Annotated in this window: 25 protein-coding genes and 1 riboswitch; of the genes, 6 read left to right on the top strand and 19 right to left on the bottom strand. The window is 60.8% G+C overall.

Annotation, left to right across the window (positions count from 1 at the left end; genetic code table 11):
- Nucleotides 1-186 precede the first annotated feature (186 nt).
- Both ACW55A_RS13770 and ACW55A_RS13765 read left to right on the top strand, forming a co-directional pair.
- On the top strand, nt 187-735 hold the full coding sequence (locus ACW55A_RS13770) for a cytochrome b (protein WP_002551706.1): 549 nt from the start codon (nt 187-189) through the stop codon (nt 733-735).
- Between the two features lie 27 nt (nt 736-762).
- Nucleotides 763-1,341, top strand: coding sequence for a YceI family protein (locus ACW55A_RS13765; RefSeq protein ID WP_002551707.1), 579 nt, complete (start codon nt 763-765; stop codon nt 1,339-1,341).
- A gap of 277 nt (nt 1,342-1,618) precedes the next feature.
- On the opposite strand, the gene rhlE2 is transcribed toward ACW55A_RS13765, so the two are convergent.
- The 3 genes from rhlE2 to ahcY all read right to left on the bottom strand — a co-directional run bounded on the left by rhlE2 (nt 1,619) and on the right by ahcY (nt 6,225).
- A complete protein-coding gene (gene rhlE2 / locus ACW55A_RS13760) occupies nt 1,619-3,508 on the bottom strand; it encodes an RNA helicase RhlE2 (RefSeq protein ID WP_003366109.1) in 1,890 nt (629 codons plus the stop codon).
- A 311-nt stretch (nt 3,509-3,819) separates the two neighbouring features.
- On the bottom strand, nt 3,820-4,665 hold the full coding sequence (gene metF, locus ACW55A_RS13755) for a methylenetetrahydrofolate reductase [NAD(P)H] (protein ID WP_455808264.1): 846 nt from the start codon (nt 4,663-4,665) through the stop codon (nt 3,820-3,822).
- Between the two features lie 150 nt (nt 4,666-4,815).
- On the bottom strand, nt 4,816-6,225 hold the full coding sequence (ahcY, locus tag ACW55A_RS13750; protein WP_003366112.1) for an adenosylhomocysteinase: 1,410 nt from the start codon (nt 6,223-6,225) through the stop codon (nt 4,816-4,818).
- A 23-nt stretch (nt 6,226-6,248) separates the two neighbouring features.
- Nucleotides 6,249-6,359: riboswitch (S-adenosyl-L-homocysteine riboswitch) on the bottom strand.
- A 220-nt stretch (nt 6,360-6,579) separates the two neighbouring features.
- On the opposite strand from ahcY, the gene ACW55A_RS13745 reads away from it, so the two are divergent.
- The gene (locus ACW55A_RS13745) at nt 6,580-6,975 is read left to right on the top strand and encodes an acyl-CoA thioesterase (RefSeq protein ID WP_003316713.1); all 396 of its coding nucleotides are present in this window, start codon (nt 6,580-6,582) and stop codon (nt 6,973-6,975) included.
- Between the two features lie 114 nt (nt 6,976-7,089).
- Here ACW55A_RS13745 and otnI read toward each other — a convergent pair whose 3' ends face one another.
- The 7 genes from otnI to alaC all read right to left on the bottom strand — a co-directional run bounded on the left by otnI (nt 7,090) and on the right by alaC (nt 14,397).
- Entirely contained in the window at nt 7,090-7,875 is a 786-nt protein-coding gene (gene otnI / locus ACW55A_RS13740) for a 2-oxo-tetronate isomerase (protein WP_060708574.1), read from the bottom strand.
- Between the two features lie 22 nt (nt 7,876-7,897).
- Nucleotides 7,898-9,355 (bottom strand): GntT/GntP/DsdX family permease, encoded by a 1,458-nt coding sequence (locus ACW55A_RS13735; protein ID WP_044308694.1) that lies wholly within the window; start codon nt 9,353-9,355, stop codon nt 7,898-7,900.
- Between the two features lie 135 nt (nt 9,356-9,490).
- Nucleotides 9,491-10,129 (bottom strand): 3-oxo-tetronate 4-phosphate decarboxylase, encoded by a 639-nt coding sequence (gene otnC, locus ACW55A_RS13730; protein WP_003392253.1) that lies wholly within the window; start codon nt 10,127-10,129, stop codon nt 9,491-9,493.
- Nucleotides 10,129-11,418, bottom strand: coding sequence for a 3-oxo-tetronate kinase (otnK, locus tag ACW55A_RS13725; RefSeq protein ID WP_498811341.1), 1,290 nt, complete (start codon nt 11,416-11,418; stop codon nt 10,129-10,131). The genes otnC and otnK overlap by 1 nt, the downstream gene beginning before the upstream one ends.
- Before the next feature lie 10 nt (nt 11,419-11,428).
- The gene (ltnD, locus tag ACW55A_RS13720; protein WP_498811340.1) at nt 11,429-12,334 is read right to left on the bottom strand and encodes an L-threonate dehydrogenase; all 906 of its coding nucleotides are present in this window, start codon (nt 12,332-12,334) and stop codon (nt 11,429-11,431) included.
- 225 nt (nt 12,335-12,559) lie between these two features.
- Nucleotides 12,560-13,015, bottom strand: coding sequence for a YkgJ family cysteine cluster protein (locus ACW55A_RS13715; protein ID WP_498811339.1), 456 nt, complete (start codon nt 13,013-13,015; stop codon nt 12,560-12,562).
- Nucleotides 13,016-13,188: 173 nt separating this feature from the next.
- Nucleotides 13,189-14,397 (bottom strand): alanine transaminase, encoded by a 1,209-nt coding sequence (alaC, locus tag ACW55A_RS13710; protein ID WP_003346356.1) that lies wholly within the window; start codon nt 14,395-14,397, stop codon nt 13,189-13,191.
- Between the two features lie 337 nt (nt 14,398-14,734).
- Here alaC and ilvD point away from each other — a divergent pair, with 337 nt between their 5' ends.
- Complete coding sequence (gene ilvD, locus ACW55A_RS13705) at nt 14,735-16,582, top strand: dihydroxy-acid dehydratase (protein ID WP_044308688.1); 1,848 nt, start codon at nt 14,735-14,737, stop codon at nt 16,580-16,582.
- A 69-nt stretch (nt 16,583-16,651) separates the two neighbouring features.
- Here the strand turns inward: ilvD and ACW55A_RS13700 are convergent, their stop codons facing one another.
- The 8 genes from ACW55A_RS13700 to ACW55A_RS13665 form a co-directional block, all read right to left on the bottom strand.
- Nucleotides 16,652-16,975 carry a DUF3392 domain-containing protein gene (locus tag ACW55A_RS13700; protein WP_002551720.1) on the bottom strand — a complete coding sequence of 108 codons (324 nt, stop codon included), beginning with the start codon at nt 16,973-16,975 and terminating at the stop codon, nt 16,652-16,654.
- Between the two features lie 9 nt (nt 16,976-16,984).
- Nucleotides 16,985-18,199: a radical SAM family heme chaperone HemW gene (hemW, locus tag ACW55A_RS13695; protein ID WP_499140377.1), complete on the bottom strand. Its 1,215-nt coding sequence runs from the start codon at nt 18,197-18,199 to the stop codon at nt 16,985-16,987.
- The gene (gene rdgB / locus ACW55A_RS13690; protein WP_003366128.1) at nt 18,196-18,789 is read right to left on the bottom strand and encodes an RdgB/HAM1 family non-canonical purine NTP pyrophosphatase; all 594 of its coding nucleotides are present in this window, start codon (nt 18,787-18,789) and stop codon (nt 18,196-18,198) included. The genes hemW and rdgB overlap by 4 nt, the downstream gene beginning before the upstream one ends.
- A gap of 33 nt (nt 18,790-18,822) precedes the next feature.
- Nucleotides 18,823-19,443, bottom strand: a complete 621-nt coding sequence (gene metW, locus ACW55A_RS13685; protein WP_003316724.1) for a methionine biosynthesis protein MetW — start codon at nt 19,441-19,443, stop codon at nt 18,823-18,825.
- A 7-nt stretch (nt 19,444-19,450) separates the two neighbouring features.
- Nucleotides 19,451-20,590: a homoserine O-succinyltransferase MetX gene (gene metX / locus ACW55A_RS13680; RefSeq protein WP_003432070.1), complete on the bottom strand. Its 1,140-nt coding sequence runs from the start codon at nt 20,588-20,590 to the stop codon at nt 19,451-19,453.
- Between the two features lie 297 nt (nt 20,591-20,887).
- Nucleotides 20,888-21,478 (bottom strand): YggT family protein, encoded by a 591-nt coding sequence (locus tag ACW55A_RS13675; protein ID WP_058397749.1) that lies wholly within the window; start codon nt 21,476-21,478, stop codon nt 20,888-20,890.
- A 25-nt stretch (nt 21,479-21,503) separates the two neighbouring features.
- Nucleotides 21,504-22,322 (bottom strand): pyrroline-5-carboxylate reductase, encoded by an 819-nt coding sequence (gene proC / locus ACW55A_RS13670; protein ID WP_455808259.1) that lies wholly within the window; start codon nt 22,320-22,322, stop codon nt 21,504-21,506.
- 21 nt (nt 22,323-22,343) lie between these two features.
- Nucleotides 22,344-23,030, bottom strand: coding sequence for a YggS family pyridoxal phosphate-dependent enzyme (locus ACW55A_RS13665; protein ID WP_498811338.1), 687 nt, complete (start codon nt 23,028-23,030; stop codon nt 22,344-22,346).
- A 55-nt stretch (nt 23,031-23,085) separates the two neighbouring features.
- Between ACW55A_RS13665 and ACW55A_RS13660 the strand changes: the two genes are divergently transcribed.
- Nucleotides 23,086-24,120: a type IV pilus twitching motility protein PilT gene (locus ACW55A_RS13660; RefSeq protein WP_003366137.1), complete on the top strand. Its 1,035-nt coding sequence runs from the start codon at nt 23,086-23,088 to the stop codon at nt 24,118-24,120.
- Between the two features lie 95 nt (nt 24,121-24,215).
- On the opposite strand, the gene ACW55A_RS13655 is transcribed toward ACW55A_RS13660, so the two are convergent.
- Entirely contained in the window at nt 24,216-24,851 is a 636-nt protein-coding gene (locus ACW55A_RS13655) for a C40 family peptidase (RefSeq protein ID WP_003366138.1), read from the bottom strand.
- A 292-nt stretch (nt 24,852-25,143) separates the two neighbouring features.
- On the opposite strand from ACW55A_RS13655, the gene ACW55A_RS13650 reads away from it, so the two are divergent.
- Nucleotides 25,144-25,548: an NINE protein gene (locus tag ACW55A_RS13650; protein WP_455808258.1), complete on the top strand. Its 405-nt coding sequence runs from the start codon at nt 25,144-25,146 to the stop codon at nt 25,546-25,548.
- Nucleotides 25,549-25,612 lie beyond the last annotated feature (64 nt).

Genomic DNA, 25,612 nt, shown 5'->3' with positions numbered 1-25,612 from the left:
TGCTGCTGCAGCGCGGACAGCCTGACACTGCTGAACAGTGGTTCAGGTGTTGAGGGAAGCAACAGAATCGAGGTACGAACTGCCCACCAGACCTATCGTATTGTTCGATACGTCCGAGCGAAATTTTGCGCTTTCATTCGATAGATAAAAAGCTAGTCTGGTAACACTTCTGACAAGGTACTGGTAATGCAGCTACGTAATTCATCCTCTCGCTACGGTCTGGTCAGCATGGTGCTGCACTGGGGTGTGGCTGCTGTCGTGTTTGGAATGTTTGCGCTGGGGCTGTGGATGGTCGGGCTGGATTACTACGATACGTGGCGCAAGGCGGGCCCTGATCTGCACAAGAGCATCGGCATCACGCTGTTTGCGATCATGCTGATCCGCGTGGTCTGGCGTCTGCTCAGTCCGCCACCGCCGCCGTTGACCAGCTACAGTAAGTTGACGCGCATCGGTGCTGCATTCGGCCATCTATTTTTGTACGTCGCACTGTTTGCCGTGATGTTCGCCGGGTATCTCATTTCCACCGCCGACGGCGTGGGAATTCCGGTATTCGGCCTGTTCGATGTGCCCGCGCTGGTGTCGGGCCTTCCTGATCAGGCAGAAACGGCGGGCTGGATTCACCTGTATCTGGCCTGGGTCATCGTGATATTCGCGGGGCTCCATGGTCTTGCTGCATTGAAACACCACTTCATCGATCGCGATGTGACCCTCAAGCGCATGCTGGGTCGTAATTGATTGTTCAACCAAAACGGGAATAAAAGCATGTTGAAGAAGTCTCTCGCCGCTCTGGCTCTGGGTACCGCACTGTTGTCTGCTGGCCAGGCCATGGCCGCCGACTACGTTATCGACAAGGAAGGTCAACACGCATTCGTTGACTTCAAGATCAGCCACCTGGGCTACAGCTTCATTCACGGTACCTTCAAGGACTGGGACGGCACGTTCAGCTTCGACGCTGCCAAGCCTGAAGCCAGCAAAATCAATGTCGAGCTGAAAACCGCCAGCCTGTTCACCAACCACGCCGAGCGCGACAAGCACATCTCCAGCAAGGATTTCCTGGACGTTGCCAAATACCCGGAAGCCAAATTCGTTTCCACCGCAGTCAAATCGACTGGCGAGAAAACGGCTGACGTCACTGGCGACCTGACCCTGCACGGCGTGACCAAGCCAATCGTCATCAAGGCAACCTTCAACGGCGAAGGCAAGGATCCGTGGGGCGGCTACCGTGCCGGCTTCAACGGTACTTCGACGCTGAACCTGAACGACTTCGGCATCAAGGGCCCAGGCCCGACGTCGCAGACGCTGGATCTGGACATCAGCTTCGAAGGCGTACAGAAGAAGTAATTGCACGCTTGATCGACAGAACGCCGACCCTTGGGTCGGCGTTTTTGTGGGTGCGATGAAACTTCCTGAGATGACTATCGTGCCAATGCTCCGCGTTGGCATGCATTTCGTGACGCTCTGCGTCACAGATCGGCGCTGCGCCACCCGCTTAAGATGGGACGCGGAGCGTCCAGGGCTGCGCTACCACGCGGAGCGTGGGAGCGATGATCAACATCCTCCGGGCCCACAAACAAAAACGCCCCGAACAGGTCGGGGCGTTTTTAGTATTGCGTGGCTGTCAGCTGTCGCGGTTGCGGGTCAGCAGGGCCGGTTTTTCACCGCGTGGGCGGCTAGGCAACTGGTCCAGTTGCTCGGCAGACGGGAAACGGTCGATCTTGGATTCCTTGTGCACGATCTTCGGCTGAGGCTGGCCGTCGCGTGGTGCGCGTGCGGCTGGCTCCTGACCTTCACGTGGCAAAGGCTGGTCTTCACGTGCCGGACGACGGCCACGTGGCTGACCATCACGCGAGCGTGGTGCCGATGAACCCGAGCCGTTGCGCTTTGGTGCGCCGCTGCCGGAGCCGTTACGAGCGCCTCCGGCAGGACGACCCTGGTTGGCCGGGCGAGCTGCGCCGCCAGCGGCCGGTGCGGCTGCACCAGGCGCGGCAGCAGGGCGACGACCACGGTTCTGACCTTTGCCCTGATAAGGACTGACGTAGTCAGCGCGATTGCCGAAGTTGTCTACTTCGTCGTCGCGAAACTCGTCTGGCGCACGATCGGCTGCCGGACGCGGTATGGCGGGTTGCGATGCACGCTGTTCGCTGCGAGGCGTGCCCTCACGAGGTTTTTTTTCGCGTGGCTGCCTTGCAGGGCGTTCGCCAGTAGCGGATGCAGCGGCAGGTTTTTCCTTGCCTTTATCCTTGCCCTTGTCGCGACGACCACCGTTGTTCTTGTCACCATCGCCACGTGCAGGGCGTGCGCCACGCGAGTTTCGAACATCCGGACGCTCACGCACTTCCGGCTTCTCAGCCTCGACTGCTGTGATGTCGAAGCCCATCAGGTCGCCGTCGGCGATCTTCTGCTTGGTCATGCGCTCGATGCTTTTGAGCAGCTTCTCTTCGTCCGGCGCAACCAGCGAAATGGCTTCACCGGAGCGACCGGCACGGCCGGTACGACCGATACGGTGAACGTAGTCTTCGTCGACGTTGGGCAGCTCGAAGTTGACGACATGCGGCAACTGATCGATATCCAGGCCGCGTGCGGCGATATCGGTCGCGACCATGATGCGTACATCACCCGCCTTGAAGTCGGCCAGTGCCTTGGTACGGGCGTTCTGGCTCTTGTTGCCGTGGATCGCGACAGCCGCGAGGCCGTGCTTGTCCAGGTACTCGGCCAGACGGTTGGCACCGTGCTTGGTGCGGGTGAAGACCAGCACCTGTTCCCAGGCGCCGACAGTGATCAAATGCGCGAGCAGCGAACGCTTGTGGTTGGCTGCCAGGCGGAAAACCCGTTGCTCGATACGCTCGACCGTGGTGTTCGGCGGCGTGACTTCGATGCGCTCTGGGTTGTGCAGCAGCTTGCCGGCCAACGACGTGATGTCATTGGAGAAGGTAGCCGAGAACAGCAGGTTCTGGCGCTTGGCCGGCAGCCGCGCGAGGACCTTCTTGACGTCATGCACGAAGCCCATGTCGAGCATCCGGTCTGCTTCATCGAGCACCAGGATTTCGACGTGGGACAGGTCGACACTGCCTTGACCGGCCAGGTCGAGCAGGCGGCCAGGACAGGCCACCAGGACGTCCACACCACGGGACATGGCCTGAACCTGAGGGTTCATGCCGACGCCGCCGAAGATGCAGGCGCTGACGAATTTCAGGTCGCGGGCATAGAGCTTGAAGCTCTCGTGCACCTGTGCGGCCAGTTCGCGGGTCGGGGTCAGGACCAGAACTCGTGGTTGACGCGGGCCGTGACGCTGGGATTTGTCCGGAACACCATTGGGAAACAGCCGCTCCAGAATAGGGAGGGCGAAACCACCGGTTTTACCAGTACCGGTCTGTGCCGCAACCATCAGGTCGCGACCTTGCAACACGGCGGGAATGGCCCGCTGTTGCACGGGGGTAGGCTGGGTATAGCCCGCTGCCTCGATGGCGCGGACTAAAGCCTCGGAGAGACCGAGGGAAGCAAAGGACATGAGTAATCCTGTTCTGTTGGAGCTTAAGCTCAAGGGATGTCTTGCCTGGCGCGAATGGCGTGTAAAGACAACGCGATCCCGTCCGGTCCTGCCGGGTCTTCAGTGCATTCCGTGACGTCTGCGCTTGATGAAAATTGCGCTGTTGGCGTGAACGGATGACGATTGCAAGACCGGGCGTCCGGGCGTAAGCCTGGCGGGAAGGCTGGAGTATAACAGAGCGAGCGCAATACGCCGCTTTCCTGCTGCCCAACGGTGTATGAGGCCGCGATCCCCCGGAAATCACCGGTCGGACCGCGGTGCCGCAGCCGTTTTCAGCGTGGCAGTTGCAGGTTGTTCCACACCGCCAGGCTCGGCTCTGCCTGGTTCAGCGTGTAGAAATGCAGGCCGGGGGCGCCGCCTTGCAGCAGTCGTTCGCACATCTGCGTGATGACTTCTTCGCCAAACGCCTGGATGCTTTGCACGTCATCGCCGTAGGCTTCCAGCTGTTTGCGGATCCAGCGCGGGATTTCCGCACCGCAGGCATCCGAGAAACGCGCCAGCTTGCTGTAGTTGGTGATCGGCATGATGCCCGGCACGATCGGAATGCTGACGCCCATCTTCTCGACCCGCTCGACGAAGTTGAAATAGCTGTCGGCGTTGAAGAAGTACTGCGTGATCGCACTGTCGGCGCCGGCGTTGGCCTTGTTGATGAAGTGCTTGAGGTCGTCTTCGAAATTGCGCGCCTGTGGATGCATTTCCGGGTAGGCGGCGACTTCGATGTGGAAATGGCTGCCGCTTTCCTGGCGAATGAAGCTCACCAGGTCATTGGCGTGACGCAGCTCACCGCTGGCCATGCCCATGCCGGAAGGCAGGTCGCCGCGCAGTGCCACGATGCGTTTGATGCCCGCATCCTTGTACTGCGCCAACAGGTTGCGCAGGTCGTCCTTGCTGTCGCCCACGCAGGACAAATGCGGTGCAGCAGGGACTTTGATCTCGTTTTCCAGCTGCAGCACGGTATTGAGCGTGCGGTCGCGGGTCGAGCCACCGGCACCATAGGTGCAGGAGAAAAAATCGGGGTTGTACGTAGCGAGCTGACGAGCAACGGTCAGCAGCTTTTCATGTCCAGCGTCGGTCTTGGTAGGAAAGAACTCGAAGCTGAAGCGGCGTTCTTGAGACATGGAGCCGATCTCGTCGTAGGAGCGAACTTGTTCGCGAAAAGGCCGGAACGGCCTTCAGATACTGAGCGTCACCGGGGTAGCGAGTGCTGCCGGTGATGGCTGATCACGCTCGATCCGCTTCTGCGTAAGAAGCGGACCGAGCCTGCTCAATCAGTAGCGATACGCGTGCGGCTTGAACGGACCTTCGACGGTCACGCCGATGTAATCGGCCTGTGTCTTGGTCAGCTTGGTCACAACGCCGCCGAAGCCGCGGACCATTTCCAGGGCCACTTCTTCGTCGAGTTTCTTCGGCAGCACTTCAACGGTCAGGCGCTCGGCTTTCTTGGCCGGTGCCAGGTCGGCGTACTTCTGCTCGAAGAGGAAGATCTGCGCCAGAACCTGGTTGGCGAACGAGCCATCCATGATGCGGCTTGGGTGGCCAGTGGCGTTACCCAGGTTTACCAGACGGCCTTCGGCCAGCAGGATCAGGTAGTCGTCGTTCTGTGCGTCGAACGAGCCTGGGCCGGTACGATGGATCTTGTGAACCTGTGGCTTCACTTCTTCCCATGCCCAGTTCTTGCGCATGAAAGCGGTGTCGATTTCGTTGTCGAAGTGACCGATGTTGCACACCACAGCGCGCTTTTTCAGCGCCTTGAGCATGTTGGAGTCGCAAACGTTGACGTTACCGGTGGTGGTCACGATCAGGTCGATCTTGCCCAACAGTGCCTTGTCGATGCTCGCTTCGGTGCCGTCGTTCTCACCGTCGATGAACGGCGAAACCAGCTCGAAACCGTCCATGCAGGCCTGCATGGCGCAGATCGGGTCGACTTCGGTCACTTTGACGATCATGCCTTCCTGACGCAGGGACTGGGCCGAGCCCTTGCCCACGTCACCGTAGCCGATCACCAGCGCCTGCTTGCCGGACAGCAAGTGGTCGGTGCCGCGCTTGATGGCGTCGTTCAGGCTGTGACGGCAGCCGTACTTGTTGTCGTTCTTGCTCTTGGTCACCGAGTCATTGACGTTGATGGCCGGGATTTTCAACTCGCCCTTGGCCAGCATGTCCAGCAGGCGGTGAACGCCAGTGGTGGTTTCTTCGGTGACGCCGTGGATCTTGTCCAGCATCGCCGGGTATTTCTTGTGGATGATCTCGGTCAGGTCGCCGCCGTCGTCGAGGATCATGTTGGCGTCCCATGGCTGGCCATCCTTGAGGATGGTCTGCTCGATGCACCACTCGTATTCTTCTTCGGTTTCGCCTTTCCAGGCGAACACAGGAATGCCGGCAGCAGCGATGGCCGCAGCAGCCTGGTCCTGAGTGGAGAAAATGTTGCACGACGACCAGCGAACTTCGGCACCCAGGGCAACCAGGGTTTCGATCAGTACGGCGGTCTGAATGGTCATGTGGATGCAGCCGAGAATCTTCGCGCCTTTGAGCGGCTGATCACCAGCGTATTTGCGACGCAGACCCATCAGGGCAGGCATTTCGGATTCGGCGATGATGGTTTCGCGGCGACCCCAGGCGGCCAGTGAAATATCGGCAACCTTGTAGTCATTGAATTCTGCGGGCGTCATTACAGCACTCATTGAGAGTCTCCATTCCATAAAAATGCGAATGGGCGCCGTTGTGCGTTTAAGGTTTGCCGGTCGAGGATCGTCCTGGCAAACAACGCCCCATCCGAGCCTGACAGGGAAAACCTGCTGCAGCGCCCCTCGGACAGGTGGCGGGAACGGTATCAAGCGTAGATGACCGTTTTGAAACGTTTGGCAGTATAGCGGTGCTCGCGATTCTACCCAAGGCTTTCTGTCGGTTTAAAGGCCATCCAATTGCCATCTGTCTGTAATAGGGTCGATGCACAGTCGCTATCACGCAGGCATGGGCGCGGGTCGCCGGCTCTGCCATCATGCAGCTATCCATCGGCCAGACGCTCAGGAGTGACCATGAATTTCCACACCCGCAAGTGGGTAAAGCCCGAAGACCTCAACCCCAACGGCACGTTGTTCGGCGGCAGCCTGCTGCGCTGGATCGATGAAGAGGCGGCGATCTACGCGATCGTTCAACTGGGTAATCAGCGGGTGGTCACCAAGTACATCTCTGAAATCAACTTCGTCAGTGCCTCGCGTCAGGGCGACATCATCGAACTGGGCATCACCGCCACGGATTTCGGTCGCACCTCGATCACCCTCAAATGCCAGGTGCGCAACAAGATCACCCGCAAGAGCATTCTGACCGTCGACAAGATTGTCTTCGTCAACCTCGACGAAGACGGTCAGCCTGCGCCGCATGGGCGGACTGAAATCCGCTACATCAAGGACCAGTTCGACGTAGAGGACTGAGGCTAAGGTCGCTGAACACGCGGAGCATCGGCACGATAGTTACAGAATGATCGCTCCTCACGCTCTGCGTGGGAATGCCGTTCATGACGCTCCGCGTCGTCCATCCCGCTGGTTTCAGCCCTTGGCCTGCAACTCGCGCAACCACGCCAGACCCACGCTGGTGTCGCCTTTCGGACGGTATTCGCAGCCGATCCAGCCGCTGTAGCCCAGTTCGTCGATGACGTTGAACAGGTGCTCGTAGTTCAGTTCGCCCAGGTCCGGCTCATGGCGATCCGGTACCCCGGCGATCTGAATATGACCAATGCCTGCAAAGTCGCGACGCAGCTTGCTGGTCAGGTCACCTTCGACGATCTGGCAGTGGTAGCAGTCGAACTGCACCTTCAGGTTGTCGGCACCCACCAGCTTGCAGATGTCCTGTGCCTGATCCTGACGGTTGAGGAAGAAGCCCGGCATGTCGCGGGTGTTGATCGGCTCGATCAGAATCGTGACCCCTGCGCCCTTGGCTTGCTCAGCCGCGAACGCGAGGTTTTCCAGATAGACCGCCTGATGACGCTCACGCAAGCTTTCATCGGCCAGCAAGCCAGCCATGACATGCACTCGGTCATTGCCCAGCACCTGCGCATATTCCAAGGCCTGCTCGATACCGCTGCGAAATTCCGCTTCACGGCCCGGCAGCGTTGCAATGCCTCGCTCGCCTGCCTCCCAGTCGCCCGGCGGAGCGTTGAACAGCGCCTGCACCAGACCGTTGTCGCTCAGGCGCTGCTTGAGTTCCTGAGTGCCGTAGGCGTAAGGGAACAGGTACTCGACCGCGCCGAAACCATCGGCAGCGGCTGCGGCGAAGCGCTCAAGAAAATCATGCTGCGGGTACAGCATGCTGAGGTTGGCGGCAAAACGAGGCATGTTAACTCCAGTCTTCAAAGGGTCAGACGAATGGCCAAAGCAGCAGGGTGATCACGAAGCCCAGTGTGCCGAGCAGCGTGACCAGTACGGTCCAGGTGCGCAAGCCGTCGGCGACGTTGAGGCCCGCCAGCTTGGTGAACATCCAGTAACCGGCATCGTTGATGTGCGACATGGCCAGACCGCCACCGCCCATGGCCAGACACAGCAGGGCCAGGTGGTTGGCGCTCAAGTCCAGCGTGGCGATCAGCGGGCTGAGAATGCCTGCAGTAGTGACCAGTGCAACGGTGGTCGAGCCCTGGACGGCGCGCAGCAGGAGGGTCAGCAGGAAGCCCAGCGCGAGTACCGGCAGACCGGTGTTGCGCAGCGCCTCGGAGACCACGGCACCAATGCCGGTGTCGACCAGCACCTTGCCGAACACGCCACCGGCGCCGGCAATCAGGATCACCATCGCCACACCCGGCAAGGCCGAGCCGATCACATCGGACACCTGAGTACGGCTCCAGCCGCGACGCGAGCCCAGCAGCCAGGCGCACAGCAGGGTATCGATCAGCAGCGCAACCAAGGGGGCACCCAGTACGGTCAGCACTGCGCGCAGCGTGGACGTGGCTGGCAGCATGGTGGTGGCCAGTGTGCCCATCAGAATCAGCACGATCGGCAGCAGGATCAGCGCGATGATCAGTCCGAAACCCGGTGCGGGCGCAGGCGGCAGCTTGCTTGCCAGGCTGCTGGCGCTTTCTTCGATGCCCATTGTTCGGGTTTCGGTCGCTTCGCGCGCAGCGGAATAATCGTTACGGGCCCAGGCTTCCAGGTCTTCGTTGGTGACGTGCGGGCCATAGACTTCGGCGCGGATGTCATCGGTCATCGGGTAGGTCTTGCGGGTCATGCGGCCCGCGACGAAGTAGCCGATCATGCACAGCACGGCAACGATCGGAATACCCAGCATCAGCACCCGGCCCAGGTCAGCGCCCAACTGGCTGGCGGCGGCAACAGCGCCAGGGTGCGGCGGCAGAAACGCATGCACGGCGAGCAGTGCGGCGCACATCGGCAGCGCGAAAATCAGCAGCGGCTTGCGTGCCGCACGCGCCACACCGTAAGCCAGCGGCATGAGGATGATCACGCCGACCTCGAAGAACACCGGAATACCGACCATGAAACCCGCAACGGTCAGCGCCAGAGGCGTGCGCTTGTTGCCGAAGCGGTTGATCAGGGTCTTGGCCAGTGCTTCGGCCCCGCCGGACAGCTCGATGATGCGCCCGATCATCGCGCCCAGCGCGATGATGATCGCGATATGGCCGAGCGTCTTGCCCATGCCGCCTTCGATGGTGGCAACCAGATCGGCCGGTTTAACACCGGCGACCAGCGCCACGATAATGCTGACCAGCATCAGGGCGACGAAGGGCTGGAATTTGTACTTGAGCACCAGAAACAACAGCAGTGCGATGCCCGCACCGGCCACGACCATCAACATGAGCGGCGTCATGCCCGTGCACTCCGGTCAATGGTGGTAAAGACTGACAACGAAACAGCGGGGTAGGGGTGAGTCATGCTCTCGATTCCTGTTGTTATTGTTTTTCGACCGGGAGGCGCAATGCGCTCCCCGATCACCGTGTGCTCGTTACCACCTGGCGCCGAACACCTGACGCAGCTCTTCAAGCGCCGCCGGGTCCAGCGGCGCAGGTTTGGGGTTGCTCATCAGCCACAGACGGGCAGTCTCTTCCAGCTCCTCCAGGGCATAGCAGGCCTTGGCCACCGAGCTTTCCCAGACCACTGGACCGAGGCGCTCCAGCATCACGCCGCGCACGCTGTTGGCCAGTTCCGCCACGCGCTCGGCGACTTTCGGTGAGCCGGGACGTTCGTAAGGGATCAAGGGGATATGCCCGACCTTCATGACCTGATACGGCGTCAGCGGCGGCAGAATGTCGTCCTCCTGCCACACTCCGGCCAGGGTCAGGGCGACCAGATGCGTCGAGTGCGTATGCACCACGCCGCCGACCTGCGGGTTGCGGTCGTAGACTTCGCGGTGCAGGGCCAGGGTCTTGGACGGCTTACTGCCGGACACCCATTCACCGGCCAGATTGACCTTGGCGATATCGGCCGGGTCCATGCGGCCCAGGCAGGCGTCGGTCGGGGTAATCAGCCAGCCGTCGTCGAGTCGTGCGCTGATGTTGCCGGCGCTGCCCACCGTATAGCCACGGCCATACAGCAGACGGCCGACGTCGCAGATTTCCTGACGCAGTGCGTTTTCGTCGATCATCAGGCCGCCCCCGCCAGTTGCTTGAGCGCCTTGGCGAAGAAGTCGCGCGCACCGAAATTGCCGGATTTGAGGGCCAGAGCCAGCGGTTGTGCGCCGCTGCTCACCGTGGCCGGAACGCCCGGATCGATCTGTGCGCCGATCTGCAGCAACTGCACGCCCAGTGCCTGAACCACGGCACCGGAAGTTTCGCCACCGGCAACCACGAAACGCCGTACGCCTGCGTCCAGCAGCCCTTTGGCGATTTCGCCGAGTGCGGCTTCGACCATGGCTCCGGAGCGTTCGACGCCCAGTTCTTTCTGCACGGCTTTGACTTCATCCGGTGTGCTGGTGGCGTAGATCAATACGGTCTGCCCGGCATCTCTGGCAAAGGCCAGCGCCTGCTCGACCACTGGCTTGCCAGCGGCCAGATCCAGCGGATTGATGCGCAGCGCAGGGCGATCGGCTTCCAGCCAGGCCGCAACCTGACCGTTGGTAGCGACCGATGCGCTACCCGCCAGTACCACTTCGCCGCCACTGATGGCGACCTGCTTGGCGGCATCGATATCGCGCAGCTTGCCTGCCTTGCGGAAGTTACCCGGCAGGCCCAGCGCCAGACCCGAGCCACCGGTCAGCAGCGGCAAGTCGGCGCAGGCTTCGCCCAAGGTGTACAAATCGGCATCCGACACGGCATCGGCGATCGCCATGCTCACACCTTCGGCGCGCAGCTCGGCAATTCTGTTGCGCACGCCTTCGACGCCCTGGGCAATGCTGTCATAGCGCAACAGGCCGACCTTGTGGCGGGTCTGCGCTTGCAGCACACGCACCAGATTGGCGTCGGTCATGGGCGTCAGCGGGTGGTTCTGCATGCCCGATTCACTGAGTAACAGGTCCTGTACGAACAGATGACCACGGAAAATCGTGCGGCCGTTTTCCGGGAAGGCCGGGCAGGCGAGGGTGAAATCGCTGCCCAGTTGCTCCAGCAGTGCTTCGCTGACCTGGCCGATGTTACCCGCGGCGGTGGAATCGAAGGTCGAGCAGTATTTGAAGAAGATCTGCTCGCAGCCGCGCTCGCGCAGCCACTCCAGAGCCGCCAGGGATTCAGCCACCGCGTCGGCGCTGGGCGTGGTACGCGATTTCAGCGCGATGACAATCGCGTCGGCGTCGAGACCGGCAGCCATCTCGGCGCTGGGGATGCCAATGCTCTGCACGGTGCGCATGCCGCCCCGCACCAGCATGTTGGCCAGGTCGGTGGCGCCGGTGAAGTCATCGGCAATGCAGCCCAGCAGCGGGCGAGCGTTATTCAGGCTCATCAGTCGCTCCTCAGGCTTTTTCTGGCTTGGCTTTCGGCAACTCGATGCCCGGGAAAATCTTGATCACGGCCGAGTCATCCTCGCGACCGAAGCCGGCGCTGGATGCCTGCATGAACATCTGGTGCGCGGTGGCCGAGAGCGGCAGCGGGAATTTGCTGCTGCGTGCGGTATCCAGCACCAGACCCAGGTCCTTGACGAAGATGTCCACGGCCGACAGCGGCGTGTAATCGGCATTGAGGATGTGCGGCACGCGGTTTTCGAACATCCACGAGTTACCGGCACTGTTGGTGATCACTTCATACAGCGCATCAGCATCGACACCTTCGCGCAGGCCGAGGGCCATGGCTTCGGCACTGGCGGCGATGTGTACACCCGCGAGCAACTGATTGATGATTTTGACTTTCGAACCCAGACCGTGGACGTCGCCCAGGCGATAGACCTTGCCGGCCATGCCGTTGAGGATGGCTTCTGCCTTGGCGTAGGACTCGGCAGGGCCGGAGGTCATCATGGTCATCTGACCTGCGGCAGCCTTGGCGGCACCGCCGGAGATAGGCGCATCGAGGTACAGCAGGTTCTGTGCGGCCAGACGCTCGCCCAGTTCGAAGGCGAAGGTGGGCGCGACGGTGGCGCAACCGATGACCAGGCAGCCTGGGCGCAGGGCGGCAATGGCGCCGTTTTCGCCAAACAACACGGTTTCGGTCTGCTCGGCGTTGACTACGACTGTGATGATCACATCGCAGGCAGCGGCCATGCTGGCCGGAGAATCACAGGCAACCCCGCCTTCCTGGGCGAATGCTTCGGTCACGCTGGTGCGCACATCACAGGCATGCACAGTGAAGCCGCTACGCAGTAACGAGCGGGCAATGCCCAGACCCATCGCACCCAGGCCGATAACGCCAACGTTTTTGCCAGTCATGCAGTAATCCTCGAAGTCAGTGCCGATGCCTGTGAAGCCGACATTCGGACGTTATTGTTCTGATCTGTGAATCTGATAGTGAATCAATGAGTAAATAATGTGAAGTATTTTTATTTTTCACAAAAATTAACATCGATAGGCTTTTTCCATCGCGCACAAAAAAGCCCCTGTGCGGGGCTTGATTGATAACGATGATGTCCGGCGTGCTGCGCCGCCTTTCACGAATCAGAATTTTGGCACTGGCGCGCTGGTGGCGTTTCTCAGTGAGCCGCTTTCCTGACGCACGACTTCTTTGGGCTTGTACGCGCAATAACCGGGACGCGGCCCGACTTTCGGGTGGTTGCGGCAGGTGTCCGGGCGCTTGTCATAGATGGTGCACAGGCGGCTTTTGCGGTCCAGGTACAGGCAGTCGTTGTTGCTCATGCGCTGCAAGGTGAAGATCTCGGACTTCTGGTTGTAGCGCTCGACGATGCCTTCTTTCTGCAGACGCTTGGCGATGTTCTTGGCCGGGTCGCCGCGTTCGAACTCATCGACGATGCCGATGCGGATCAGGTCCTTGATCTTCACTTCTACCGGCAACGTGCAGCAACTGGACACGCAGCCCCCGCACATGTGGCTGGAGTATTTGGCCCAGGTGTTGATGCGATCGAGTTCTGCGGCGGCGATCAAGGTGGGTTTCATTTCAGGTCAGGCTTCCGGGTGTATCGGGGCGCGCGATCATACCGGTCTGCGGCGATTTGCAGAAATCAAAAATTGCCGAGGCGACTGTCGGTCAGGTGTGGAGAGACGGTTGGTTGCAGCGTCCACGCCTGCCGAGCGCAGTCGGTCAGCAGGCGCGGTGTCTCAGAAGGAACTCAGGACTTGAGCTTGTCGTCGGCCCTGAACATGCTGCGGATGCCACGAACGGCCTGGCGGATGCGGTCCTGGTTCTCGATCAGGGCGAAGCGCACATGATCGTCGCCGTACTCACCGAAACCGATGCCCGGCGAGACACACACCTTGGCCTCGGCCAGCAGCTTCTTGGCGAACTCCAGCGAACCCAGGTGCGCATAAGCCTGTGGAATCTTCGCCCAGACGTACATAGAGGCCTTGGGGTTCTCGACCATCCAGCCCAGCTCGTGCAAGCCCTTGACCAGCACGTTGCGGCGCTGGCGATATTGCTCGGCAATGTCGAGCACGCACTGCTGATCGCCTTCCAGCGCGGCAATCGCCGCCACCTGCAGTGGCGTGAAGGTACCGTAGTCGTGGTAACTCTTGATCCGCGCCAGTGCATTCACCAGTTCGGGGTTGCCGACCATGAAGCCAATCCGCCAGCCTGCCATGTTGTAGCTCTTGGACAAGGTGAAGAACTCCACGGCAATGTCCTTGGCGCCCGGCACCTGCATGATCGACGGGGCTTTCCAGCCATCGTAGACGATGTCGGCGTACGCCAGGTCATGCACCACCAGAACGTCGTACTGTTTGGCCAGGGCCACCACGCGCTCGAAGAAATCCAGCTCCACACATTGCGCAGTCGGGTTGGACGGAAAGCCCAGAATCATCATCTTCGGCTTGGGAATCGAGCCGCGAATGGCTTTTTCCAGCTCGTCGAAGAAGTCCACGCCTGGCACCAGCGGCACCGATCGCACCTGGGCGCCGGCAATCACGGCACCGTAGATGTGGATCGGGTAACTGGGGTTGGGCACCAGCACCGTGTCGCCCTGATCCAGCGTGGCGAGCATCAGGTGGGCCAGGCCTTCCTTGGAACCAATGGTCACGATCGCTTCGCTTTCAGGGTCGATGTCGACCTCGTAGCGCTTCTTGTACCAGTTGGAAATCGCCCGACGCAGGCGTGGAATGCCGCGCGAGGTGGAGTAGCCGTGGGTGTCTTCGCGCTGGGCGACGGTGATCAGTTTTTCGACAATGTGCGGTGGTGTGGCCCCGTCGGGGTTGCCCATGCTCAGGTCGATAATGTCCTCACCGCGACGACGAGCAGCCATTTTCAGCTCGGCGGTGATGTTGAACACGTAAGGGGGGAGTCGATCGATGCGCGCAAAGCGGCGCGGCGAACCTTGGTCTGCCATGAGTATCTCGCGTACGTAAGCGCCCGGAACCGTCCGAGCGACGTGGCCACATGAGGCGGCCTGCGGAGGAAGATAGATGGGCTGACAGCCTTTTGTCCATCGGGATTTGCAACGCCGTGCCAAGACCGATATTCGGACCCCACCAAACCACCCGGCGGTGTAGAATCGGCGCTATTCATCGCCAGTCATCCCCGGCGGGTTTATGAGCTCAGGCCGAATACACGGTGATCCCGTGGTGTTCGGTTTCTTCGCTGCCTGCGGTCACTGCCGCTCGTTCGCGACGTCAATAGAAGCTCACTCCCTTCCTGATCAGCCTTATTTTTGCCGGAGTGTTTCAATGCCTGATTACCGCTCGAAAACGTCCACCCACGGCCGTAACATGGCCGGCGCCCGTGCCCTGTGGCGCGCCACGGGCATGAAGGACGAAGACTTCAAGAAACCGATCATTGCCATCGCCAACTCCTTCACCCAGTTCGTACCCGGCCACGTCCACCTCAAGGACATGGGCCAGCTGGTCGCGCGTGAAGTCGAGCGCGCCGGTGGCGTGGCCAAGGAATTCAACACCATTGCGGTCGACGATGGCATCGCCATGGGCCACGACGGCATGCTCTATTCGCTGCCGAGCCGCGAGATCATTGCCGATTCGGTCGAGTACATGGTCAATGCGCATTGCGCCGACGCCATCGTGTGCATTTCCAACTGCGACAAGATCACCCCGGGCATGCTGATGGCGTCGTTGCGCCTGAACATTCCGGTGATCTTCGTCTCCGGCGGGCCAATGGAAGCGGGCAAGACCAAACTGGCCAGCCATGGCCTGGATCTGGTCGATGCGATGGTCATCGCCGCCGACTCGACAGCCAGTGACGAAAAAGTCGCCGAGTACGAGCGCAGCGCCTGTCCGACCTGCGGGTCGTGTTCCGGCATGTTCACCGCCAACTCGATGAACTGCCTGACCGAAGCACTGGGTCTGGCCCTGCCGGGCAACGGTTCCGCACTCGCCACCCACAGCGACCGCGAGCAGCTCTTCCTGCAGGCCGGCCGCACCATCGTTGACCTGTGCCGTCAGTACTACAAGGAAAACGATGACTCGGTGTTGCCGCGCAACATCGCCAACTTCAAGGCGTTCGAGAACGCCATGACGCTGGACATCGCCATGGGCGGTTCGACCAACACCATCCTGCACTTGCTGGCCGCTGCTCAGGAAGCCGAGATCGACTTCGACCTGCGCCACATCGACCGCCTGTCGCGCAAGGTTCCGCAGCTGTGCAAGGTCGCGCCGAACATCCAGAAGTACCACATGGAAGACGTGCACCGCGCGGGCGGGATCTTCAGCATCCTCGGCGAGCTGGCTCGTGGCGGCCTGCTGCACACCGACCTACCGACCGTACACAGCAAGACCCTGGCTGAAGGCATCGCCAAATGGGACATCACCCAGACTGACGACGAGGCCGTGCACACCTTCTTCAAGGCAGGCCCGGCGGGCATCCCGACGCAGACCGCGTTCAGCCAGTCGACCCGCTGGGACAGCCTGGATGCTGACCGTGAAAACGGCTGCATCCGTAGCGTCCAGCACGCCTATTCGCAAGAAGGTGGCCTGGCCGTGCTGTACGGCAACATCGCACTGGACGGCTGCGTGGTGAAAACCGCTGGCGTCGACGAGTCGATCCACGTCTTCGAAGGCAACGCGAAGATCTTCGAAAGCCAGGACAGCGCGGTGCGCGGGATTCTCGCTGACGAAGTCAAAGCGGGCGACATTGTCATCATCCGCTACGAAGGCCCGAAAGGCGGCCCGGGCATGCAGGAAATGCTCTACCCGACGTCCTACCTGAAGTCCAAGGGGCTGGGCAAGGATTGCGCACTGCTGACTGATGGTCGCTTCTCGGGCGGTACGTCCGGCCTGTCCATCGGCCACGCCTCACCGGAAGCTGCGGCAGGCGGAGCGATCGGTCTGGTGCGCGACGGTGACAAGGTGCTGATCGACATCCCCAATCGCTCGATCAACCTGCTGATCGACGATGCTGAGATGGCCGAGCGTCGCACCGAACAGGACAAGAAAGGCTGGAAACCTGTCGAGTCGCGTCCACGCAAAGTGACCACCGCCCTCAAGGCCTACGCCCTGCTGGCGACCAGCGCTGACAAGGGCGCGGTGCGTGACAAGGCGTTGCTGGACAAACTGGTGCCTTGATCTGCATCGGCAACACTAAAAAGCCCGGCAGAGATGCCGGGCTTTTTGCTGCGTTTGAAAAAGCAGCGCTTACTTCCTGTCCGCAATTACCCCGATCAGCACCAGCACCACCAACAGCACCGGCGCCAGGCTGTAGTTGTTGAACTGGCTGAGGCCGCGCACTACCCAAGGCGTGGCATAGATCAGCGCCGCGCCGCTGCCCACGGCGCACAGCAGGGCGATGAGCGGGATGCGCAGAGCACCTGTGATGCCGCTGATTCGCTGTTCCAGCCAGCCTTTGATGTCCGAGCCAAACAGCACCAGCAGACAGCCCACCAGCGCGAGCGCGATTTCCGAGAGATTGCTGCGGCTCCAGCGCGAGACGGTGGCGAGCAAATCGAGTACGAAATCCATGCAGGGTCCTTAGATCAGAAAGTATTGCAGCAGGTCGTTGAGGAACAGCTGGCCTTGTGGCGTGGCGATCAGGCGTGTCGGGTCCTGGTGCAGCAACCCCTTTTGTTCAGCCTGTCGACGCGCCTCGGCCAGCGAATCGAGGCTTAGACCGGTTCTTTCGCGAAATAACGCAGCGTCCACACCATTTGTCAGTCGCAGTGCGTTCATCAGGAATTCGAATGGCAATTCATCCAGCGGCAACAGCTTGGAACCGGCCTGAAACGGCTTGTCCGGGTTCAGGTAATCCTTGGGCAGCCGGGTTTTCCAGGTGCGCATGATGCGCCCGTCCGGGTGGCTCAGCTTGCCGTGTGCGCCTGCGCCGATGCCGATGAAATCACCGAACGCCCAATAGTTGAGGTTATGCCGCGCCGGTTTTCCGGGCTGTGCATAAGCCGACACTTCGTATTGCGCGTAGCCATGAGTGGCCAGCAACTGCTGTCCGGTTTCCTGAATGTCCCAAAGAATGTCGTCTTCGGGCAGCACCGGTGGCTGATTCCAGAACACCGTGTTGGGCTCCAGGGTCAGTTGATACCAGGACAGGTGGGTCGGCGCGAGGGCAATGGCCTGGCGCAGATCGGCCAGCGCCTCGTCCTGGGACTGATCCGGCAGGCCGTGCATCAGGTCCAGGTTGAAGTTGTCGAAACCGGCCTGACGCGCCATATCGGCGGCACGAATTGCTTCGTCGCCGTTGTGAATGCGGCCCAGCGCCTTGAGTTTGGATTCCTGAAAGCTCTGAATGCCGATCGACAGTCGATTGATGCCCAGGCCGCGATAGGCGCTGAACTTGACCTGCTCGAAGGTGCCCGGGTTGGCTTCCAGCGTGATCTCGATATCGCTGGCAAAGCGGATGCGCTGTTCGACGCCTTGCAGCAGGCGCCCCAGCGCATCGGCGCTGAACAGGCTCGGCGTACCGCCACCAAAGAAGATCGATTGCAGCTCGCGGCCGTAGACGTACGGCAGGTCCAGGTCCAGGTCGGCGAGCAGGGCGTCGACGTATTCCTGTTCCGGCAGCACCGGGCTGGCAGTGTGCGAGTTGAAGTCGCAGTACGGGCATTTGCGCACGCACCACGGAATATGGATGTACAGCGACAACGGCGGCAGGTGCGGCAGTGCAGGGCGCGGGCTCTCTGACGAGAAGCCGCTCTCGCCGAGAAACAGCGGCTGCGCAGGCGAATCGTGGGTCATTGCAGACCCAGGCGTTGCCGCAACAGGACCATCGCGCGGGCGCGGTGGCTGAGTTGGTTCTTCTCGGTCGGGCCCAGTTCGGCACTCGAGCAGTTGCGCTCCGGCACCCAGAACAGCGGGTCATAGCCGAAGCCGTGTTCACCGCTGGCGGCGTGCAGGATGCGCCCGTGCCACAGCCCTTCACAGAGGATCGGCAATGGATCGTCGGCGTGGCGTACCAGCGCCAATACGCAGACGAACTGTGCACCACGCTGGTCGTCCGGCACGTCTTTGAGCGCTTCCAGCAGCTTGGCGTTGTTGGCGGCATCGCCCTGGCCATCGGCGTAGCGTGCGGAATAGATACCCGGCGCACCGCCGAGAAAGTCCACCGCCAGCCCCGAGTCGTCGGCCAGCGCAGGCAGGCCGGACAGACGCGCGGCGTTGCGTGCCTTGAGGATTGCATTCTCGACGAATGACAGGCCGGTTTCTTCCGGCTCCACCAGACTGAACTCGCTGACCGAGCGCAGCGTTACACTGCCGCCGAGCATGGCTTGGAGTTCCTTGAGTTTGCCGCCATTGTGGCTGGCCAGTACGAGTTGTGTGAGGTTCATGGTTGGCCTGTCGTGGTGCTTGGAAACGGTCGGTTAAACGGCAATCCTGTGGTCCGTCAGCCCAGGGCTGGTGACGCGGTAGATGCCGATCTCGCCGAGCAGATTGGGCCAGAGTTTGCTGGCCCAGCCATGACGATGCTGCTGATCGACCGCCAGCCTGTCGAGCACCTGCGCATCGCGCTCGCGGCACAGCTCTTCGAAGTCGCCGAAGGTGCAGAAGTGAATGTTCGGCGTGTTGTACCAGGTATACGGCAGGAATTCGGACACCGGCATGCGGCCCTTGCTCGCCAGGTACCAGCGGCAGCGCCAGTGACCGAAGTTCGGGAAGGTGATGATGCACTGGCGACCGACGCGCAGCATCTCGTCGAGGATTCGGTCCGGGTAATGTACCGCTTGCAGGGCCTGGGTCATGACCACGACGTCAAAGCTGTTGCTGGCAAAGTTGCCCAGCCCCTTGTCGAGGTCCTGCTCGATGACGTTGATGCCCTTGGCGACACACTCGGCAATGTTGGCGGCGTCGTTTTCCAGCCCGTAGCCGGTGACCTGCTTGTGGTCACGCAGCCAGGTCAGCAATTCGCCGTCGCCACAACCCAGGTCGAGCACGCGGCTGCCCGCGGGAATCCATTCCTGAATGATTTCCAGATCGGCTCTCATGGCGTCCTCACAACGAAATTCGGTTCATGTAATTACCGAAAGCCTGCAAGTAGCGCGGAATCGGGATCAGAAAGGCGTCGTGGCCTTGAGGTGCGTCGATTTCCAGGTAGCAGACGTCCTTGCGCGCGGCCATCAGCGCGTCCACCAGTTCCCGCGAGCGGGCTGGCGAGAAGCGCCAGTCGGTGGTGAACGACATCACGCAGAATTTGGCGGTGGCGTTGGCGAAGGTCTTGGCCAGGTCGTCGTTGAAGTTCGCCGCAGGATCGAAGTAATCCAGTGCCTTGGTCATCAACAGGTAGGTATTGGCGTCGAAACGCCCGGAAAATTCTTCACCCTGATAACGCAGGTAGCTCTCGACCTGAAACTCGACGCTGTGGAAGTCGTAGTTGAGTTTTTCGCTCTTCAGACCACGGCCGAATTTCTCGCCCATCGAGTCATCCGACAGATAAGTGATGTGCCCGACCATCCGCGCCAGCATCAGGCCGCGTTTGGGAATCACTCCGCGTTCCTGGAACGAACCACCGTGGAATTCGGGGTCGGTGAGAATAGCCTGACGCGCCACCTCGTTGAACGCGATGTTCTGTGCCGACAGCTTGGGGGCAGAGGCGATCGCCAGGCAATGGCGCACGCGATCCGGGTAGCTGATGGTCCATTGCAGCGCCTGCATGCCGCCCAGGCTGCCGCCAATCACCGCAGCCCAGGTGTCGATACCGAGCAGATCGGCCAGTCGGGCCTGGCTGTTGACCCAGTCTTCCACGGTCACCACCGGGAAATTGGCACCGAACGGCTTGCCGGTGTCCGGGTCAATGCTGCTCGGCCCGGTGGAGCCATTGCAGCCGCCCAGATTGTTAAGGCTGACGACGAAGAACTTGTTGGTGTCGATAGGCTTGCCGGGACCGATACAGCTGTCCCACCAACCGGGTTTGCGGTCATCGGCACTGTGGAAGCCTGCGGCATGGTGGTGCCCGGACAGCGCATGACAGATCAGCACGGCATTGCTGCGTGCGGCGTTGAGTTGACCGTAGGTTTCGTAAATCAGGTCATAGGCTGGCAACGAACGACCACAGGCCAGCGCCAGAGGCTCGCTGAAATGCGCCGTTTGCGGTGTGACCAGTCCGACAGAATCGTGAGGGAATACCGTGGGCATCGACCCTGCTCTCGCATAAATGAGGCGTAAGTCTAAAGACCGCGGGGTGCAGCGGCAATAAGGGATATTGTGAGACGTAAATCAACGGCACGATAGTTACGAGGTGATCGTTCCTCACGCTCCAGCGCGGGAATGCCTAGGGTGACGCTCCGCGTCACAGATCTGCGCCGCGCCGCATGCTCCGGATAGGACGCGGAGCGTCCAGAACGGCATGCCCACGCGGAGCATGGGCACGATAGGCGTTCTTTCGAACGTCACGCTCCAGCGCGGGAACCTCCAGCGCGGGAACAAGGTGGCTTACATCAACAGCCGCAGCACATCCGGCATGTCGCTCATGGCGGCGAGGTTGTTGATGACCAGCATGTCCAGCAGCTTGAGCACCAGGAATGCGAGGATCGGCGAGATGTCCAGGCCGCCCAGGTTCGGGACGATCCTGCGAAACGGTGCCAGTGCCGGTTCGCAGATCTGGTTGACCAGTTCCGCGCCAGGGTTGTGGCTGCCCGGTGCGACCCACGACAGAATCACGCTGATGATCAGAGCAAAGAAGAAGATCTTCAGGAACAGCGCGGTCACGCCGATGATCGACCACAGCAGCAGGTGCAGCGGGTCGCCCGTGGTGCCGAACATCAGCAGCAGGGTCAGGGCCATCAGGATCATCTGCACGATGATCGCCAGCACCAGCGACGACATGTCCAGCCCGAACAGGCTGGGGATGATGCGTCGCAGCGGCTTGAGCAGCGGCTGGGTGGCGCGCACGATGAACTGGCACAGCGGGTTGTAGAAGTTGGCCCGTACCAGTTGCAGGACGAAGCGCAACAGCACGATCAGCAGGTAAAGACTGCCAAGCGTCTGCAGGACGTAAATTGCAGCGGTGTTCAATCCGATCATCGATCTGCTCCAGAAAACCCGAAAATTATTTGCCCAGTTGTTCAGCCAGCTCGGCTGCACGATGGTCTGCGGCGGTCAGTGCCGTTGCCACCAGTGCCTCAAAGCCGCCCGCCTGAAATGCCTTGATGGCCGCCTCGGTGGTCCCGCCCGGCGATGTAACGCGACGACGCAGCTCGCCAGCGCCTGCATCACTGCCAGTCGCGATCAAGGCCGAGCCCAGCGCTGTCTGCAGGGTCAGCTTTTTAGCGATGTCCTCTGGCAGACCCAGTTTCACGCCTGCTGCGGTCATCGCTTCCATCATCAGAAAGAAATACGCCGGGCCACTGCCGGACACTGCCGTGACAGCGTCCATGTGTTTTTCCTGCTCGACCCAGACCGCGATGCCGACCGCGGCCAGCAACGCCTCGGCCTGCTCACGCTGCTCTGGCGTGACGTTGTCGGTCGCGTACAACCCGCTGGCACCCTGACGCAGCAGTGAGGGCGTATTGGGCATGCAGCGCACCACCGGCTGCTCGCCCAGCCATTGCGTCAGGCTGGCGCAGGTGATGCCGGCCGCGACCGAAACAATCAGCTGGTGAGGCTGGAGACTGGGCTTCAAGGCCTGGCAGACGTTTTTCATCATCTGCGGCTTGACCGCCAGTACCACCACGTCGGCGCCATTGATCGCGTCGGCGTTGTCGGCGAACACCTGGATGCCGTGATCGTTGGCGATGCGCTCGCGGGTTTCGGCACCCGGCGCACTGGCACTGATCAGTGCCGCCTCCACGCCCTGGGCGCGCAGGCCGCCGATCAGGCTGGCGGCCATGTTTCCGGCACCAACGAAGGCAATACGGGTCTTGCTCATGAAGGGGTCCTTGTGAAGAGGTTATGGCTGGCCATAGTCGCGGGCGCCAAAAAGAGCGGTGCCGATGCGCACCCAGGTCGCGCCTTGTGCAACGGCGGCTTCCAGGTCGTGGCTCATGCCCATGGAAAGTGTGTCGAGCGGCAGGTGCAATTGCTCCTGCAGCGTGCGCACTGCGGCGAAGGATGCGTTCTGCGCCGCAGGATCGTCCGTGGGCTCGGGGATGGCCATCAGGCCGCGCAACCTGAGTCGCGGCAGGGCGCTGATGGCAGCGGCCAGCGCAGGCAGGTCCTGAGGCGTACAGCCCGATTTGCTGGCTTCGCCACTGACGTTCACCTGAATGCAGATGTTCAGCGGTTCAAGCGCTTCGGGGCGTTGCTCGGACAGGCGTTGAGCGATTTTCAGGCGGTCCACGGAATGTACCCAGTCGAAGTTCTCGGCGATAGCTCGCGTCTTGTTCGATTGAATGGGGCCAATGAAGTGCCAGCACAAGGGCAGGTCGCTCAGTTCGAGCTGTTTGCCCAGTGCTTCCTGTAAATAATTTTCGCCAAAATCGCGCAAACCTGCGGTGTAAGCTTCACGCAGGTCACTGGCGGGCTTGGTTTTACTCACCGCCAGCAGGCCGACGGACGCTGGATCGCGCTCAGCAGCAAGCGCTGCGTCGCGAATTCGCTGTTCGAGCGTTGAAATGTTCGCTGCTATCATGGACATTGATTTGCGCCAGCAGGACTAAAGTCTGCGGCATTCTATGTGATTGAGGAGCTGTATGGATATTACCGAGCTGCTGGCCTTCAGTGCCAAACAGGGCGCGTCGGACTTGCACCTCTCTGCAGGTCTGCCGCCGATGATCCGCGTCGACGGCGATGTACGGCGTATCAACCTGCCTCCGCTGGACGCGAAGGAGGTCAAGGCGCTGATCTACGACATCATGAACGACAAGCAACGGCAGGACTTCGAAGAACGGCTGGAAACCGACTTTTCCTTCGAAGTGCCGGGCGTGGCGCGGTTTCGGGTCAACGCTTTCAACCAGAACCGCGGTGCTGGCGCGGTCTTCCGGACCATCCCTTCGAAAATCCTGAGCATGGAAGACTTGGGCATGGGCAGTGTGTTTCGGAAGATTACCGACGTGGCGCGTGGCCTGATTCTGGTCACCGGTCCGACCGGCTCAGGCAAGTCGACCACCCTGGCGGCGATGATCGACTACCTGAATAACAACAAGCATCACCACATTCTGACCATCGAGGACCCGATCGAATTCGTCCACGAGTCGAAGAAGTGCCTGGTCAACCAGCGCGAGGTGCACCGCGACACACTGGGCTTCTCGGAGGCGCTGCGCTCGGCGTTGCGTGAAGACCCGGACGTGATTCTGGTCGGTGAGATGCGTGACCTGGAGACCATCCGCCTGGCGCTGACCGCGGCTGAAACCGGCCACCTGGTATTCGGTACGCTGCACACCACGTCAGCAGCCAAGACCATCGACCGGATCGTCGATGTGTTTCCGGCTCAGGAAAAATCGATGATTCGCTCGATGCTCTCCGAATCGCTGCACGCCGTGGTTTCGCAGGCGTTGCTCAAGAAGGTCGGCGGCGGACGCGTGGCGGCGCACGAAATCATGATGGGCACCCCGGCGATCCGTAACCTGATCCGCGAGGACAAGGTGGCGCAGATGTATTCGTCGATCCAGACGGGCGGCTCGATGGGCATGCAGACGCTGGACATGTGCCTGGCCGATCTGGTGAAGAAGGGGCTGATCACCCGCGAAAGCGCGCGCGAACGTGCCAAGGTGCCGGATAACTTCTGATCGCAGGGAGGCTGCAGGAACGAAAAAGGGGTCTTGAACGCGTTCAAGACCCCTTTTTTCAGATGCGGCTTGCGGACCGCGGATTCACACCAGGATCAGCGCTGAACCACACGCATCTGTCCGGGTTGCTTGGGCAGCACGCGCTTGGCGATCTTGTAGTGACTGTTCCAATACGGTTTGTTCAGCGTATCGACAGTTACGGCCTTGCCACGGCGCGGCGCATGAACGAACTTGTTGTCGCCCAGGTAGATGGCGACGTGGTTGATGTTGCGGCTCTTGATATTGAAGAACAGCAGGTCACCGGGTTTCAGATCCTTGCGATCCACCGTCTGACCATGACCCTGGGCCATGGCATTGGAGGTGCGTGGCAGGTCGACCTCACGGACATCCGTGTAGGCGTATTTGACCAGTCCGCTGCAGTCCAGGCCTTTGCCGGGCGTGGTGCCGCCCCAGCGATAAGGCGTGCCCACAGCCTGCAAGGCGCGTTTTACAACGGCGCTGCCTTGCTTGGCAGGGGCAGAAGCCTGCAAGGCCGCGATTTTTTTGGCGTTCTTGCGTGAAAGCGGCTTCTGGACGGCGCTGGTAGCGCCGTACTGAGTTCGGGTGGTGGTGGCTTCCTTGGGTGCATTGCGAGTCGCGAGTGCCGGTGAAGAGTGGCTTTTGGCGGTGTAGCCCGTGAAGCTCGCAGGAAGTTGTTGCTCACGATTGGTGGCGTGGGCGGCCAGTGGCATAAATAGGCAAATGGTTAGCCATGTCTTGAAAAAAGGACGCATTCGGCAGGGCTCATGGTGGTCAGCGCGCAACTTTATAACAGCTTTTTCAAAAAAACTGACCCCATTTGTCGAGCGCATCACAGTGGCATCATTGCGTTTTATGCGACAGACTCTTTCTTTTTTCGGGCTAATCCCTTTAGCGACAAGGGCTTGGCGGCATTAAACCGCCTCATGTGCCATACGTCGGAATAGGGAAACCAAGTCACAATTTTGTTATGTATTTTTTTCTATCAGCGCAAAGAGGGCAAAAATGAACGCCTATCGTTCAGACACACATAGCAAGGTCATGGGTTACCTGATGTGGATTTTCGGCTTCCTGGGAGCGCATCGCTTCTACTACGGCAAACCGGTCACCGGGACCATCTGGTTCTTCACGTTCGGTCTGTTTGGCATTGGCTGGCTGATCGACCTGTTCCTGATCCCGTCGATGGACCGTGACGCCGACCTGCGCTTTACCCCCGGCTCCACCGACTACAGCGTGGCGTGGGTGCTGCTGACCTTCCTCGGCCTGTTCGGTGTGCACCGCATGTACCAGGGCAAGTGGATTACCGGGATTATCTACCTGTTTACCGGCGGGCTGTTTCTGGTGGGCGTCCTCTATGACTTCTGGACATTGAATGACCAGATCTCGATGAAGAACGCCCGACGCGGGTAAAGCTTGGGCAGAGGGGCTGACGCAGAGCGTCGCCCGGCTCGCTCCCACAGTGATGCAACGAGGA

It is taken from the genome of Plantibacter cousiniae (nom. nud.), from assembly GCF_977070315.1.
Note: the sequence above shows the minus strand (reverse complement) of the source record. Positions and strands in the feature narration are given on the sequence as shown.